Genomic DNA, 15,428 nt, shown 5'->3' on the forward strand with positions numbered 1-15,428 from the left:
CTCAGTGCCTCCTCAAGACACGCTTGAACCACAACAGACACACGTGCACCAGGCGCGCTGCCTTGTACCACAACGGTTCTCTCGAGATTGCCAAGCGCGTTGTCAGAGTACCCCCAAAACTGAGTTTGAAATCCGACAGGCCGGGCAGGCTGGCTCCACAGCAATCGAGGTACTCATAGCCCCTGGCCTGCAGTTGTTCGAGCCTGCCAACGTACATCGCCACGGCCGCCCCTTTTGTCAGGCCGATTGGAGAGGTACCACTCCAGATGTGATAGGCTATCCGGGTTCCGTGCGCCATGACAAAGCCCGCGCTCAGGGGAACACCGTCGACACCGCGTACGACAGTCTGCATACCATGGGCGCCGGTGGCCTCTATCAGAATACGAAGCTGCTCCCTGCCTAGAGGCGTCTCTTGTCCCTGCCGCGTCATTGATGCCTTCATGAGGTTGTAGAGGACATCCGCGTCAGGCGGCTCGACGTGTGCCGTGACTTCCGCGCGTTGAGCTTTCCTCATTTTGTTGAGTTCTGCTGGTGACACGTCATCGAGTGTCCATGTTTTCAACGTGATCACCACGGTCCAGCTAGCCATCAGGTTCCAGTGATGCCAGACGGCCTGGCGCAGATCCACCATGTCCGTGGTGCAGGCAAGGGATGGCACGACGAGCCTTCGACGAGCCATGTCTTCAAGAAGTGTCGCAAGAACCTTCTGTCTGCTCTGCGCACTTCCCACGGCGATCACGATAGGGTTGTAAAGCATGGACGGACGCACCACATGTACAGGGCCCACATCGGTGATTCGCAGAGCCACGCCGCCGACCAGTTGCTCCCCATCAAAAACGCCAAGGAGCAAGGGATGACCTCCAAACGCTCTGCAGTTTGCGTCGAGCCACCAAGCCGCGGAAAACGGAGAGCCCCACGGCTGCAGAGCCAGCCAATCATCCCAGCGGTCCCATTCTGCCTGCTTCAGTTCGCGCACGGTCAAGTTGGTCATGCCTCTGCCCGCCTCGTCAAATCCGCAGGCACCCGACCCGAGTGCAGGACGAACCATCGTCGATAGATGCGTAGCCTCGTGATGCAGGACACCGCTACGAAGCCGACTTTCGCCGAACTGCATTGGGATGAATGATTCGATGGCGCGATGTTTGTCACGAATCCCTCAACAGACCATACCGGCTGCACCAACGCCTCATTCAGGCTCATGGACAGAAACGCTGGCTCAAAACGGACGATAGAGACGTCGCCGGAAAGGGCGCTGTGGAGCTTTGTTGCGCACATACACGCCGTGCTGCTGCGGTGTCGAGCTTGAACTCGACGACCCTTGGTATCTCTGGTTCAAGAACTCTCATGCCCAATACTCCTTGCCTAGTGGCTGCTTCCGGACGAACAAGAACGCAGGATGTCGCCCACAGCATCTGTTGCTGACAATGGTAGTGAATGAGACATCGGCAAGCTCAGCACACTCAGCACGACCGCGTCGACGTTCAGCGCCTCCTCCGGCAGTTCCTGCTTGTCCACGAAGCAGGGCTGCCTGTGCAGTGGTTCAGGGTAGTAGACCTGCGTTTGGATGCCGGCCTGCGCCACATAGCAGGTATCGAAGAAGCCAGACACAAAGATGCGGACACCACTGTCGACGCCCTCAGGCCCTGTCCCATACGTCACCAGAACTTCATCATCCTGCGGCTGATCTTTGAGTGTACTCTGGACGATACACTGTGGAGAAATGACCATCTCAAGGAGAGTTCGCAGGCCATACTCGGCAGCACGGGGGTGCCCCACGTTGCCGACACAGTATCTCACCTTGGCAATCATCTTCAGTGCCTCCTCAAGACACGCTTGAGCCACAACAGACACACGTGCACCAGGCGCGCTGCCTTGTACCACAACGGTTCTCTCGAGATTGCCAAGCGCGTTGTCAGAGTACCCCCAAACTCAAGCTTGAAATCGGACACGCCGGGCAGGCTGGCTCCACCCCAATCGAGGTACTCATAGCCCCTAGCCTGCAGTTCCTTTAGTATGAAAACATACATCGCCACGGCTGCGCCTTTGGTCAGGCCAATTGCAGAGGTACCGGCCCATATGCCATAGGCAGCCCGTGTCCCATGGAACATGAGAAAGAGTGTGCTTGAGGGGGTGCCATCGACGTCACGAACGACCACTTGCATGCCATGGGCACCGGCGGCCTCTATCAGAATACGAAGCTGCTCTCTGGATAAACTCTCCTCTATTCCACGCCGCGACATCGATTCCTGCACGAAATCGTAGAGAACATCGGCGTCAGGCGGCTCGACACGTGCCGTAACCTCCGCACGTTGGGCTTTCCTCATTTTTGTGAGCTCGCCTCGAGATACGTCATCGAGTGTCCATGTTCTCAGCGCTGTCACCACCGTCCAGCTAGCCATCAGGTTCCAGTGATGCCAGACGGCCTGGCGCAGATCCACCATGTCCGTGGTGCAGGCAAGGGATGGCACGACGAGCCTTCGACGAGCCATGTCTTCAAGAAGTGTGGCAAGAACCTTCTGTCTGCTCTGCGCACTTCCCACGGCGATCACGATAGGGTTGTAAAACACGTACGTCCGCACCACATGTACAGGGCCCACATCGGTGATTCGCAGAGCCACGCCGCCGACCAGTTGCTCCCCATCAAAAACGCCAAGGAGCAAGGGATGACCTCCAAACGCTCTGCAGTTTGCGTCGAGCCACCAAGCCGCGGAAAACGGAGAGCCCCACGGCTGCAGAGCCAGCCAATCATCCCAGCGGTCCCATTCTGCCTGCTTCAGTTCGCGCACGGTCAAGTTGGTCATGCCTCTGCCCGCCTCGTCAAATCCGCAGGGACCTTGATTGTGTACTGGTCATAGGTGTGCCTGCACCCCTGTATCATGTACGGTACCTGAAGCCTGTCGATGGCTGACAGCTCCTTGTCGTATGCGGCTGCCAGCGCGCGTTTGTGCTCCATCCACTGGTCGACGTGCCTCAGCTTGACGCGAAGGATACCAGCCTGCATGGCGTCCAGCCGACTGTTGATGCCAAGTTCCTCGTGGTGGTACTTGTGGCGTATGCCAGTGTCCCCCTCAGGCAAAGATTGGTCAGCCGTCGAGAACGCTGCGTAGAACACGTCAGCCCCCTCCTCAACGAACCGCGCAATCGACGTCCCACAACCCAATTCACCATCATCGGTATGTGGTGCCAAGACCTTTCTCATGCCATCGCGCTCCCTTCCTTTGCCACTGGCAGTCCGTCGCACAGTTGCATGTTGGAACCTGCTCTAATGCTTGTGCCAGGTCTCAGTGACAGACTCAACATAGCATCTGAGCGGTTCCATGGCTTCTCTCTTCCGGCTGAAACACCCGTTATGACCTCCGTCGCAGGGTTTCCCGATCTTGCGCTCCTGGGCGGTTTGTCGCTGAGTGAAAACGCATCAGCACCACGCCCACCAGCACTGTCACAGACATAGTTGCTACTCACGGCGTCCTGCTGACCCACGCCAGTGTATGACTCAGTCCGTCTTCCAGCGACATCGCCGGTAGCCATCCCAGTTCGTGCCGCGCCCTTTCTGCGTTCAATGCGATTCTCTGCACCTCTCCACCGGGTTGTTCGCGGCAACACACGCCAACACCAAGGGACGGCCAACGGCCGGGTTCTTCATGAGTCCCAGGAACGACAGGGTGTAGACAACGCACCATGGCACGGAAGTCTGTGCGCACCAAGGCACCCGGGCGGTGGCCAGCCAGCCGGACTCACCTTCTGCATCAAAGCGCAAAAACTGCCTGCCCTGGCGCGGGTCATGTCCGTGCGCGACTCCTCCTCCCTAGCACCCGAAATCATCATCTCCGCGTCACAGTCCATAGCCCAGCATATCCGCTAGCCAGTCGTTGGGCTTCAGATTCCCATGAATAGCTCTGTTCAGCCAGCAAGCGGCCACGTTCAGACAGTCGGCGAAGCAATGCTGGTTTTGCAAGCAACTGCTCCATCAGCTGCGCAATGGACGTGGGATTCGTCGGGTCAACGAATAGTGCCGCCCCAACAAACAGGCGACGCCATAAGGGGAATGAACTGATGATACTGCCTCGGCCGCAAGCCATATACTCAAAGACCTTTACAGGGAGACTCTCCACGTGGTTGGGGGCGGCCTGTAAGACACAAGCCCCCACATCGCACGTCTTGACCAGCGCAATTGAGCCTTGCCAGTCCAGCCAGCCATGGTAGTGACAGTACTGCCAGGCGGTCATAGACTCCAGTTCGCCTAAGAAACGATCATCGTACACTGGCCCAGCCAAGTGCAGCTCAACCGCTCCCTGCAGCATACCTGTTGCCAGGATGAGTTCCCGAATACCTCTGATGGGGCTTATTCCTCCGACGTAGACCACGCGAAGCACCGGAGTGCTGCTCTTGCTGGCAGCAGATGCCAAAGGTGGCACAGAATCGATCTCAGTAATCGCCGGGAAGTTTCTGACAATAACATGTTGACATCCAGCTGGAAGCGATTCTGCTATCGACGGAGTGGCAGCAATCACCAGGTCGGCTTGAGGAAGCCAGCTTTGAGACATCCTCCGGTATATGTGTGAGCCCAGCTTTCTTACTGCCATGGCACCCAAGTAGCTCTTCTGCAGTATCTGTTTCGCGTTATCTTCGGCCAAGTCCAGCACCACTTTCACCCCATAGCGCCGCCCAAGACGCAGCGCAGGCCCAATCAATGCCGGGTCAAAAACATGCACAACGTCCGGCCGAGAACGAAGTGCCTCTCGCAGCACGATGCTGGGTCCATGCATCTGTCGCGCCAAGCGAGATGTCGGCATGTTCAGCGTGTCCACATGAACATGGTCGTCGGTGACCATGGGTCCAGATGCAGCGTTGCATATGTAAGTGACTTGATACCCTAGGCTTGCCAGAAAACGCGCCTCCTTGTACATGGCTCGCGGATCGCCCGGGCCGCGACCCATCGAGACCAGCGTTATGCGCTTCCCTGGTATGGCGGTCACGAATCTCGTACCGGCATCCTGCCCCGCATCCAATCCTGCACCGTTCCTCCCTGGCGCGTCAGCTTCCTTCCATCTGGACATCAGCGCTCCCAGCTGCAAACTGGTCTCTTCGTTACCGTATCGTCCTTCCGTGAATGATGAGTCCCAAGCTACCGACTTAGTGCCGACCAGACTGTACCTCACCATCGACTCTGCTATGGCTGATCCCCGCCAGCGCCGTCAGACATGGCGTCCGCTGTTGCTGCTCTCGGAACGCCATCCGGCGGGGATTCCCGATGGCGACGCCGTTCGTTTCTTTTCACCGTCTATTCCGGGCGTTCACCGTGCCACTGACGCCACGGTCCCGCAGGTCATTCTGCAGCGACAGAGCCATCCCGATCAGGAGCCAGACCAGCGCCGCATTGGACGGCTTGAACACGTACCTCGTCACCGCGAAGAGCACGCCAACAACGCAGAGCTCTGCACAGAGAAACCCGCTGATGTACGCCACCTGCACCCTTGCCCGTCGCAGCGCAGACGCTACGCGTACGATCAGCCAACCAACTACTGCGAATCCCACAATACCGAGTTTTGTCAACACGAATACTGGTCCGATGTGAATGTAATCCATAGAGTAATCCAGTCCGTTACGCCCAATTTTGTCAATGACGGACCCAAGTCCAGTCCCAAACAAGGGCGAGTCTCGAAGGCTCTGCATGGCTGCGGTCACCTCGACCAGCCGAGTGCCGATAGAGTAGTCGAATGCGCCGCCCACCCAACTCCCACTGATCCGGGCAACGAGACCGCGGTAGGCATCCTGAAAGAGCTTACTGGCTGGCGCCACAAGAGCCAGAGCGATGGTGACACTCAGCACCAAGGTACTGGTCGAGGCCAAACGCCGGACACCAGAAGAGTGCTGGCTACGGCCCGCCCATATCCATACGCCCAAGCCAACCACTGCCCCGATGAGCCACGCGCGCTGAAGACTCATGGCGATTCTAACTAGGCACACTGCGAAGCCGGCCAAGAGGCCAAGTTTCCGAGCCGCACTGCCGACCGTCACACGCGATCTCTCCCAGCTAGCAAGAATCGCCACGATCGCCAGCAGGGGAAGCATGGAGACAAAAGCCTCACCTCCAACCTCGGCGGAACCTGCGATTCCGCCAGCCCTTATGAACTGCACTATATCGGCCACACTGACCATGCTACCAGTGAAAGCCAGCATGTCCACTGTACGGTCGAAACGCACCTGCGTCCAACGAATCCGCGACACGGGGTAGGCTGCGAGACACAGCAACCATGGCAGGGCGTTCTTCACCCAAACCACCACAGCGATTCCTTGGTATCCCATGACTACTAGATTGCAGGCAAGCAGCGCCAGAATTGCAGCAATCACCGAAACAGATGCATTGCGGGGCACCCGTCCTCGGCCACGACGCAGAAGCACCCCCAGAAGACTGCGCGCAACCCAGAGAGCTACAACGAAGAGCGGGCCCATCTCCTCCAGAGGCATGCCGGGCAGCTCGGCCGTCGATACACTCAGACATAGAAGCACGACGGGCATAGTGTCTTCTATGGGCAATGCCCAAATGGCCACAACACCCCACACGGATAAGAGGAGGACCGGAAACGCTCGGCTGCCAGGCGGAAGAGCAATAGCCCAGGCCGCACAGGCAAGACCGGGAAGAAGAAGGACGACTCCTGCCAGGCGGCTTGTATGTGGTTCTGCATCCGCGTGTCGATTAAGCCTGCCGTCGAGTGGTAGATGCTGACGGTTCGCAGGGAACGCCGAGGCAGTTGCTGTTTTCACGCGATCTCCTCAGTCGTGATCAAAAGCCTAGCGGCGAGCACTGTCGAGGACGACCACGGACCGCCATTTTGAGCCATCCGTCGGCAGGGGAAGGGCTGCGTAGACAAACGCGATACTCACTGCAGGACAGCGGGACACAAATGATCGGGTCACGGCCTCTTCCGAAGCCCTCTTGTCAAAGCTTTCCTCAGTATCGAATGTTACGGTAATATGCAGCGGGGCGTCCTGCACGATGTGATATCGCCTCAAGTGCTCCAGACGTCCAAATAGGACCGTGGTGGAGCTGGGAGATATCCTTGCGTCACCCAACTTCAGTGTATCGTTGGAGCGGCCCAGTATCTGAGTAAGCATCAATCCTGTTCGTCCGCACTTGCAGTCTCGCCAGGTCAACACTCCCATGTCGCCGGTGTCGTAGCGCACGAATGGGAACGCTTTGTTCGTCAGACTCGTTACGACGACACGGCCGGGCATGTCCCAGACCGACCGTCCTGCATCATCGACCGTTTCTACATATGCGCGCGTCATGTCGACATGCATCCCAACGTGTTCCGTGCACTCGTAGGCGCTGGCCCCGCCATCGTTGAGACCCCAGCCGTCAAACACGGGCGCTCCCAGCGTCGTCTCGATGATGTGTCGATCGGACTCCGTGAGCATCTCTGAGGTCGTGAGGACGGCCTGCGGCCTATATTGTCGACTGCGAGCTGCCGGGCGATGCCGGCACAGTTCGGCGATGGCAGTTGGATACCCGCGCAGATACGCTGGTCGCCAACGCTCAATGTAGTCCCAGTACTGGCCTACACGATCATCGTCCATGTCGGCCGCGCTGAACTGCCGACGGTTCAGCGCGAGGTCCGAAGGTGAAACGCGCCATGGAACCACATCTCGCTCGGCAATCGAGGCGCCGCCAAAGACGGCAACGCGGTCACCCAACACATAGCCGGCCAAGTGCCAGCCCGCCATTTGGATGCCGACTGACCGCAAGTAGTCATCTCGTGACATGCTGAACTTCAGCGGCTGTCCGGTCGATCCACCAGTCGTGATCTCCACGCGATGTGAATTCATGGATTCGCAAGCCTCAAAATCGGAGCGGTGCCGGCGAATATCATCCTTTGTCATGATGGGCAAGACGCTGATTTCTTCCAGGCCCCTCATCGTGAGCGGATCAAAGCCTACAGAAGCAAAGACTCCTGCGTAGTAGGCATTGGAGGAACGAGCGTAGTCCAGAGCAACCCGTAGCTTGGCGAGCACCGTCGCCTGTGCCTCTTCGACACCACCGGGCAACGTCCAATTCTGTAGCGCTTCGTCACGGTAGGCAAAGACTTCCCGCCGTGTCAGCAATGTGCTTGCGTAGGCGACAGCCTGCATGAACTGACCTCTCACTATTCCACCTCGATTAAGGTAGCGGACGCAGACACGAGACATAGCGCGCGGGCAAGACCGAGAAGAAGGACCAATCCTGCCAAGTGACTTGCATGTAGCTGTGCATCCGTATATCGATGAGCCTTACCCGCAAGGAGCAGATCTCGGCAGTTCACAGCGAACACTGAGGCAGTATCCGTTGTCATGCGTGCTTCTCTGCAACGACACGGGTCTGGTGGCGAGCACTGTCAAGCACGACGACAGACCGCCATTTTGAGCCATCCGTCGGCAGGGGAAGGGGCGCGTATACAAAAGCAATACTCACTGTGGAACAGCGGGAAACGAATGACAAGGTCACGGCCTCTTCCGAAGCCCTCTTGTCAAAGCCTGCGTCAACATCAAGCGTTATGGTGATGTGGAGCGGACCGTCCTGCACGATGCGCCACCTTCTCACACGATCTATGTCTGTCAGCCAACTCCCCGCACACGCCTCTGTCCTTACGCCACCGATGTTGAGCCTCTCGTCGCAGCGACCTAGTATCTGCGTGAGCATCAATCCTGAACGTCCACACTTGCAGCCCCGCCAAGCCAACACTCCCATGTCGCCGGTGTCGTAGCGCACGAATGGGAACGCTTTGTTCGTCAGGCTCGTCACGACGATACGACCGGGCATGTCCCAGACCGGCCGTCCTGCGTCATCGACCGTCTCCACGTACGCGCGCGTCGTGTCGACATGCATCCCAATGTGCTCCCTGCACTCGTAGGCGCTGGCCCCACCATCGTTGAGACCCCAGCCGTCAAACACGGGCGCTCCCAGCGCCTTTTCGATGATGTGTCGATCGGACTCCGTGAGCATCTCTGACGTCGTGAGAACAGCTCTCGGCCTGTAATGGCCTGCGCAACCCTTGGGGCGATGACGACAGAGCTCTGCAAGAGCAAACGGATAGCCACGAAGGTAGGCTGGCTCCCAACGTGCAATGTAGTCCCAATACTGCGCAATGCGATTGTCATCCATGACGGCCGCGCTAAACTGCCGACGGTTCAGCGCGAGGTCCGAACGGGAGATGTGCCACGGAACCGCATCTTGCTTGGCAATCGAGGCACCGCCAAGGACGCCGACCCGGTCACCCAACACATAGCCGCAAAAGTGCCAGCCCGCAAGCCCGATCCCGACCGACCGCAAGTAGTCATCTCGTGACATGCTGAACTTCAGCGGCTGTCCGGTCGATCCACCTGTCTTGCCCTCCACTCGATGTGAATTCATGGATTCGCAAGCCTCAAAATCGGAGCGGTGCCGGCGAATATCATCCTTTGTCATGATGGGCAAGACGCTGATTTCTTCCAGGCCCCTCATCGTGAGCGGATCAAAGCCTACAGAAGCAAAGACTCCTGCGTAGTAGGCATTGGAGGAACGAGCGTAGTCCAGAGCAACCCGTAGCTTGGCGAGCACCGTCGCCTGTACCTCTTCGACACCACCGGGCAACGTCCAATTCTGTAGCGCTTCGTCACGGTAGGCAAAGACTTCCCGCTGTGCCAGCCACATGCTTGTATAGGCAACAGCCTGCATGAACAGGTCTCTCATAACTGCTTCACCGTGATCCAGTGAGCGGACCCAAATACAGGACATCGCGCACGGTATCTGTCGCCGACAACGGCAGTGAATGTGACATCGGCAGACTGAGAATACTCGGCAGCACACGGGTCCCCGTATTGCCGACACAGTATCTCGCCTTGGCAATCCATCCTCAGTGCCTCCTCAAGACAGACTTGAGCTGTGACAGACGCACGTGCACCGGGACCGTTGCCCTGACCCACAGGGGTTCTCTCGAGATTGTGAGACGCGTTGTCAAAGTACCCCCAAAACTGAGTTTGAAATCCGACAGGCCGGGCAGGCTGGCTCCACACCAATCGAGGTACTCATACCCCCTGGCCTGCAGTTCCTTTAGCATGAAAACATACCCCGCCACGGTTGCACCTTTGGCCAGACCGATTGCAGAGGTACCAACCCATACGGAATAGGCTGCACGTGTTCCTTGTGCCATGACAAGAACTGCACTCAGGGGAACACCGTCGACATCACGTACCACGATCTGCATGCCATGGGTGCCAGCGGCCTCTACTAGGGTACGAAACTGCACTCTGGTTTGACTGCCCTCGTGTCCGTGCCGTAAGATGGTTGCCTGCATGAGGTTGTAGAGGACATCCGCGTCAGGCGGCTCGACGTGTGCCGTGACTTCCGCACGTTGGGCTTTCCTCATTTGCTGGAGTTCCATTCGAGACACGTCTTTCTCCAGTACCCATGTTCTCAGCGCTGTCACCACGGTCCAGCTGGCGGTCAGGTTCCAGTGATGCCAGACGGCCTGGCGCAGATCCACCATGTCCGTCGTGCAGGTAAGGGGTCGCACGATGAGCTTTCGACGAGCCATGTCTTCAAGAAGTGTGGCAAGAACCTTCTGTCTGCTCTGTGGGCTTTCCACGGCGATCACGATAGGGTTGTAAAGCATGGACGGACGCACCACATGTACAGGGCCCACATCGGTGATTCGCAGAGCCACGCCGCCGACCAGTTGTTCCCCATCAAGAACGCCAAGGAGCAAGGGATGACCTCCAAACGCTCTGCAGTTTGCGTCGAGCCACCAAGCCGCGGAAAACGGAGAGCCCCACGGCTGCAGAGCCAGCCAATCATCCCAGCGGTCCCATTCTGCCTGCTTCAGTTCGCGCACGACCAAGTCTCTCATGGCACCACCGCGCGTGGCATGCTATTGCCAACACGGCCTGAATGCATCGAGAGCGGCCGCCAACAAGACAGCCTGCTCACACCCACCGACGGCCACCATCACCTGTGAGATGACTGATCGTGCTCAATGCCATAGCCGCGATTGGTCATCGGACCGCCTCGTCACCAGATTTCTTGATCACCAAGCCAACCTCTCTTCGGTCACCATCCTTGAGACCCGGGGATATTGGCAGGCTCAGCACACTCCGCACGACGGCGTCAGCATTCAAGGGTTCCCCTGGCAGTTCCTGTTGGCCGACGAAGCAGGGCTGCTGGTGCAGTGGTTCAGGGTAGTACACCTGGGTCTCGATACCGGCGTGCGCCAGAGCCTCCTGGATCGCCGCCCGTCGTTCCGCAGGTACCTTGATCGTGTACTGGTGATACGTGTGCCTGCACTCCGGCATCACGTACGGCACCTGAAGCCACTCAATGCCTGACAGCTCCTTGTCGTAAGCGGCCGCCAGCGCGCGTTTGCGCTCGGTCCACGCGTCGACGTGCTTCAACTTGACGCGAAGGATAGCAGCCTGCATGGCGTCCAAGCGGCTGTTGATGCCAAGTTCCTCATGGTGGTACTTGTGGCGGGCACCGTGAACACGGAGCATGCGCACATGCTCAGCCGAGTCGTCATCGTTGGTGGTCACCATGCCGCCGTCGCCGTAGCCACCAAGATTCTTGGTGGGAAAGAAGCTGAAACACCCGATGTCTCCCATGCTGCCCGATTGATGTCCCTTGTAGGTGGACCCGAAGGACTGAGCACAGTCCTCTACAACCTTGAGACTGTACCTCCGTGCAAGATCAAGGAGTGGATCCATGTCACAACATTGGCCATACAGGTGCACGGGGATGATGGCCTTGACAGCCGGCGTATAGAACGCTTCAAGGTACCGGCGCACGCTGTCAGGGTCAAGGTCGAAGGTGCGAGGGTCGATATCACAGAACACCGGCGTCGCTCCGAGACGCACAATGCAGCTAGCCGTGGCAAAGAAGCTGAACGGGGTCGTGATGACCTTGTCCCCAGGTCCAACACCCAATGCCATGAGTGCAAGCAGCAGCGCATCGGAGCCAGACGCGACGCCTATGGCATGCCGGACGCCCAGATAGCTGGCAATCTCATGCTCGAAGGCCTCGACCTCCTCACCCAAGATGAAGTGACCGCTCTCAAGAACGCGGTGGACTGCCTCGTTAATCTCGTCCTTAATGTCGTGGTATTCGGCCTGCAGATCGAGCATCGGGATCTGCTGTTTCATTTCGTTCATTTGTTCTCCTCCTGGTTCTCCAGCAGCTGATCCTCTGGAACATCCCGGAACACACGCGCTGGATTGCCTACGACGATATACCGCGCAGGCACGTCGTGCGTCACAACAGACCCAGCAGCCACGACGCCCTGCTCGTCGACCGTCCGACCAGGTAGAATCGTCGCATTGACGCCGATGCGGCCGCCACGCTTGACCGTCACGCCTTTGAAATGCTTGAAGCGCTCTTTACCCCGTGCCATGTAGTTGTCGTTCGACGTCGCAACCATGGGAGCAACAAAGACATCATCCTCCAGGTCAGAATACGCAGTGATATATGCGTTGGTCTCCAGCTTGCAGCGTTTTCCTATCGTGCAGCGATTCTCGATGGCAACGCCACGTCCGATAATCGTCTGCTCACCGATGGTGACCGCCTCGCGCACGGTCGCCAGGTCGGCTAACATGACTTGGCGCCCAATAGTGACACCCGCATACAGGACGCATCCACAACCAATCTGGACGTCGTCCGCAATACTGCATGCCCCGTAGTCCGTCACGGGTGGCGGCGCAGACCGGACGCTGTGCATGGGATGCCGTCCGATAACGGTGTTGTCCCCCACCATCACATGGCAACCCAAGCGACTGCCAGCGCGGATGACCACATTGTGCCCCAGCACACATCCCTCGCCAACGGTGACATCGGCTTCGATGACCACATTGTGCCCAAGAACACATCCCTCGCCTACCGCGACATCAGCCTCGATGACCACATTGTCACCCATGACTACATCGCGTGCTATGCGTGCGGCTGGACTAATCGACATTTGAACCTCCGAGACGACTGTGTGGATATGATGTACCAAGCTTCACTGGCATCCCGGTCTCCATCGCCTCATACATGGCCGTGACAAGCTCCAGGGTTCTGCGACCCTCACCACCCTCAAGCATGTTCGGCTGGCCGGTGGCCAGAGAGTTCAGGATGGACCGAAACAACGCTTCGTGGCCAAATCCATACACGTTGTCTGGAACATAACTGGCATCCTGAACCTGCAGATCTTCAGGACGCTCCTCGGCAAACGCCCACGTGCGCACCTGGTTGACAGCGAACCCTGCGATCTCGACCTCTCCCTTCTCGCCCAGGACCGTGATGGAACCCTCCAAGTCCTTTGGATTGGCACAGGTCGTCGCCTCGAACGCACCGAGAGCACCAGACTGAAACTGCCATGTCGCGACCGCAGCGTCCTCAGCCTCCATGCGATGAAGAAAACGGCGCGATGCCGCGTAGACTGAGGACACCGGCCCGCCAAGCCACTGCATGAGATCAACATAGTGGATGGCTTGATTGGTGATGCATCCACCGTCCTGGGCCCATGTGCCCCGCCACGGTGCCTGGTCATAGTACTCTTGTGTCCGATGCCACCGGACCCGCGATGTTATCATCAGGACACGTCCGAACCTGCCTTCATCCAGCGCGCGTTTGAGCAACTGAATCGGACCGTTGAAACGGTTCTGCTTCACGGTGAACAGCCGGACGTTGGCTTCGCGGGCTGTCTGAATCATTGCATCTGCGTCCGACAACTGTAACGCCATGGGCTTTTCCACGATGACGCTGCAGCCAAACCTCTTCATTACGTCAATAGCCACACTAGCATGGTTGCCACTTTCGGTACAAACATTCACGATGGCAGGATGAATCTCGCCCAGCATCGTTTCGTGCGATGTGTACCACGGGACATCCCACTGCATGCCCGTCGACTCTGCCCTGTCACGGATCAAGTCGCAGACAGCCACGAGTTTTGCCCCTTGTACCTTTGTCAGCGCTTCGCAGTGCTTGCGCGAGATACGCCCGCAGCCAACCAAAGCGAAGTCTGTACTCATGATTCAGACTCCGCTGTCAGAACAGCGTTGGCAAACGACTTGCCAGCGCCAGTTCGGCCAACACCCCAGTACTCCAGTCTCGCTTCCAGAACCAAGTCTGCATCCAACGTATTGCGACCATCGACGATCAGTGTTCCCCTCATGGCATGGGCGACCGATGTCCAATTCACACTTGTCCAGCCTGTTGCGTCGTTGGCTATGACAACAGCATCGGCATCAGCAACACATGCTTCCAGCGAATCCTGCACTGTAGCCACGATGTCGCCAGGCAACCGGGTGCGCACAACGCACGTGTCAAACGAACGGACTTCTGCACCAGCCGACAACAGGCCACGAACGACGGGAAATGACCTGGTCTCACGGGTGTCATCCGTGCCACCCTTGAAGGCAAGACCCAAGACTGCGACCACCTTTCCCTGCAGCGACCCCAGTCGCGCGACCAGATAATCCAGCACGACCTTGTACTGCTGCTCATTGACAGCAAGCGCAGATGCAAGAACCTGGAAGTCGTAGCCGACGCTGCGAGCCACGTGGAGAAGCCCAACCGTATCCTTGGGAAAGCACGAACCACCGAAGCCGATGCCTGCCTGTAGAAACTTAGGCCCAATTCTGCTATCAAGACCCATTCCTAGTGTTACTGCATCCACATCTGCCCCAAGCCGCTCACACAGATTGGCTACCTCGTTGACAAACGAGATCTTCGTTGCCAAGAAGCAATTGGCAACATACTTGATGGTCATTGCCGACACGGGATCGGTCACAACCACGGGCACAGCAAAGGGCGCATACAGTTCCAGAAGACGCCTGCGAGCCTTGGCATCCGCCACTCCAATAACAATACGCTCTGGATGGAGTGTGTCCGCAACTGCCATGCCTTGGCGCAGGAACTCTGGGTTGACGGCAAAGGCCAGTTTCTTGGATTCTGCAGTACCTTGCATCTCAGCCTCAAGCACAGCAAGCGCGGTTGGAGGTACCGTGCTCTTGATCACGACAACCGAGCCTGGCGATGCCATCGATGCTACTTGACCCAAGGCCTGGCGAACATACGTCAGATCGGGCTCTCCTCCGTCACCTTCCGGAGTCCCAACTGCTACGAAAACCAAGTCCGAATAGCGTTCAAGAGCCGTCAACGATGAATCGAAGCGAAGTCGACCAAGCTGGAGATTCCTATGCATGAGTGCCTCAAGCCCGGCTTCGAGAATCGGACAGCGACCGTTCTGTAACGCGGTCACCTTCTCTACATCAGTATCTACACACAGAACGTCATGTCCTCGGTTCGCTAAACAGACACCGGTCGTGAGTCCGACATATCCCGTTCCGATGACTGCAATCCTCATGGTTCCTCCTTCAGCAGGATCATCCCCCACTCATTCCAGATGCGGCGTGGCACTCGATGGGCCACATCATGTGCATCTGTA

At 58.0% G+C, this 15,428-nt stretch carries 13 protein-coding genes; all 13 read right to left on the reverse strand.

Annotation, left to right across the window (positions count from 1 at the left end):
- Position 1: 1 nt before the first annotated feature.
- Positions 2–991 carry a GNAT family N-acetyltransferase gene (locus SMC1_RS08800; protein WP_126855199.1) on the reverse strand — a complete coding sequence of 330 codons (990 nt, stop codon included), beginning with the start codon at positions 989–991 and terminating at the stop codon, positions 2–4.
- Positions 992–1,362: 371 nt separating this feature from the next.
- The gene (locus SMC1_RS08805; RefSeq protein WP_119086406.1) at positions 1,363–1,809 is read right to left on the reverse strand and encodes a DegT/DnrJ/EryC1/StrS family aminotransferase; all 447 of its coding nucleotides are present in this window, start codon (positions 1,807–1,809) and stop codon (positions 1,363–1,365) included.
- Positions 1,810–1,811: 2 nt separating this feature from the next.
- On the reverse strand, positions 1,812–2,801 hold the full coding sequence (locus SMC1_RS08810; RefSeq protein ID WP_119086407.1) for a GNAT family N-acetyltransferase: 990 nt from the start codon (positions 2,799–2,801) through the stop codon (positions 1,812–1,814).
- Positions 2,798–3,199 carry a DegT/DnrJ/EryC1/StrS family aminotransferase gene (locus SMC1_RS08815; RefSeq protein WP_119086408.1) on the reverse strand — a complete coding sequence of 134 codons (402 nt, stop codon included), beginning with the start codon at positions 3,197–3,199 and terminating at the stop codon, positions 2,798–2,800. The genes SMC1_RS08810 and SMC1_RS08815 overlap by 4 nt, the downstream gene beginning before the upstream one ends.
- Positions 3,200–3,821: 622 nt before the next feature.
- Positions 3,822–5,057 (reverse strand): glycosyltransferase, encoded by a 1,236-nt coding sequence (locus SMC1_RS08820; protein WP_165849385.1) that lies wholly within the window; start codon positions 5,055–5,057, stop codon positions 3,822–3,824.
- Positions 5,058–5,274: 217 nt separating this feature from the next.
- A complete protein-coding gene (locus tag SMC1_RS08825; RefSeq protein ID WP_126855200.1) occupies positions 5,275–6,765 on the reverse strand; it encodes an O-antigen ligase family protein in 1,491 nt (496 codons plus the stop codon).
- Positions 6,766–6,792: 27 nt separating this feature from the next.
- Complete coding sequence (locus SMC1_RS08830; RefSeq protein WP_126855201.1) at positions 6,793–8,145, reverse strand: phenylacetate--CoA ligase family protein; 1,353 nt, start codon at positions 8,143–8,145, stop codon at positions 6,793–6,795.
- 181 nt (positions 8,146–8,326) lie between these two features.
- On the reverse strand, positions 8,327–9,706 hold the full coding sequence (locus SMC1_RS08835; RefSeq protein WP_119086412.1) for a phenylacetate--CoA ligase family protein: 1,380 nt from the start codon (positions 9,704–9,706) through the stop codon (positions 8,327–8,329).
- Between the two features lie 163 nt (positions 9,707–9,869).
- Complete coding sequence (locus SMC1_RS08840) at positions 9,870–10,862, reverse strand: GNAT family N-acetyltransferase (RefSeq protein ID WP_119086413.1); 993 nt, start codon at positions 10,860–10,862, stop codon at positions 9,870–9,872.
- Between the two features lie 145 nt (positions 10,863–11,007).
- Positions 11,008–12,156: a DegT/DnrJ/EryC1/StrS family aminotransferase gene (locus SMC1_RS08845; protein WP_119086414.1), complete on the reverse strand. Its 1,149-nt coding sequence runs from the start codon at positions 12,154–12,156 to the stop codon at positions 11,008–11,010.
- Positions 12,153–12,956, reverse strand: a complete 804-nt coding sequence (locus tag SMC1_RS08850; RefSeq protein WP_119086415.1) for an N-acetyltransferase — start codon at positions 12,954–12,956, stop codon at positions 12,153–12,155. The genes SMC1_RS08845 and SMC1_RS08850 overlap by 4 nt, the downstream gene beginning before the upstream one ends.
- Positions 12,946–14,010, reverse strand: a complete 1,065-nt coding sequence (locus SMC1_RS08855; protein ID WP_119086416.1) for a Gfo/Idh/MocA family protein — start codon at positions 14,008–14,010, stop codon at positions 12,946–12,948. Before SMC1_RS08855 ends, SMC1_RS08850 begins: the two co-directional genes overlap by 11 nt.
- On the reverse strand, positions 14,007–15,347 hold the full coding sequence (locus SMC1_RS08860; protein ID WP_119086417.1) for a UDP-glucose dehydrogenase family protein: 1,341 nt from the start codon (positions 15,345–15,347) through the stop codon (positions 14,007–14,009). The genes SMC1_RS08855 and SMC1_RS08860 overlap by 4 nt, the downstream gene beginning before the upstream one ends.
- Positions 15,348–15,428: the final 81 nt, after the last annotated feature.

It is taken from the genome of Candidatus Cryosericum septentrionale, assembly GCF_003570995.1.
In the GTDB taxonomy this organism is placed as follows: Bacteria; Caldisericota; Caldisericia; order Cryosericales; family Cryosericaceae; genus Cryosericum; species Cryosericum septentrionale.

Excerpts from the sequence above, each read along its gene's own strand:
- SMC1_RS08800 (WP_126855199.1), bottom strand. The coding sequence starts at position 991 with ATGACCAACTTGACCGTGCGCGAACTGAAGCAGGCAGAATGGGACCGC.
- SMC1_RS08805 (WP_119086406.1), bottom strand. The coding sequence starts at position 1,809 with ATGATTGCCAAGGTGAGATACTGTGTCGGCAACGTGGGGCACCCCCGT.
- SMC1_RS08810 (WP_119086407.1), bottom strand. The coding sequence starts at position 2,801 with ATGACCAACTTGACCGTGCGCGAACTGAAGCAGGCAGAATGGGACCGC.
- SMC1_RS08815 (WP_119086408.1), bottom strand. The coding sequence starts at position 3,199 with ATGAGAAAGGTCTTGGCACCACATACCGATGATGGTGAATTGGGTTGT.
- SMC1_RS08820 (WP_165849385.1), bottom strand. The coding sequence starts at position 5,057 with ATGTCCAGATGGAAGGAAGCTGACGCGCCAGGGAGGAACGGTGCAGGA.
- SMC1_RS08835 (WP_119086412.1), bottom strand. The coding sequence starts at position 9,706 with ATGAGAGACCTGTTCATGCAGGCTGTTGCCTATACAAGCATGTGGCTG.
- SMC1_RS08840 (WP_119086413.1), bottom strand. The coding sequence starts at position 10,862 with ATGAGAGACTTGGTCGTGCGCGAACTGAAGCAGGCAGAATGGGACCGC.
- SMC1_RS08845 (WP_119086414.1), bottom strand. The coding sequence starts at position 12,156 with ATGAACGAAATGAAACAGCAGATCCCGATGCTCGATCTGCAGGCCGAA.
- SMC1_RS08850 (WP_119086415.1), bottom strand. The coding sequence starts at position 12,956 with ATGTCGATTAGTCCAGCCGCACGCATAGCACGCGATGTAGTCATGGGT.
- SMC1_RS08855 (WP_119086416.1), bottom strand. The coding sequence starts at position 14,010 with ATGAGTACAGACTTCGCTTTGGTTGGCTGCGGGCGTATCTCGCGCAAG.
- SMC1_RS08860 (WP_119086417.1), bottom strand. The coding sequence starts at position 15,347 with ATGAGGATTGCAGTCATCGGAACGGGATATGTCGGACTCACGACCGGT.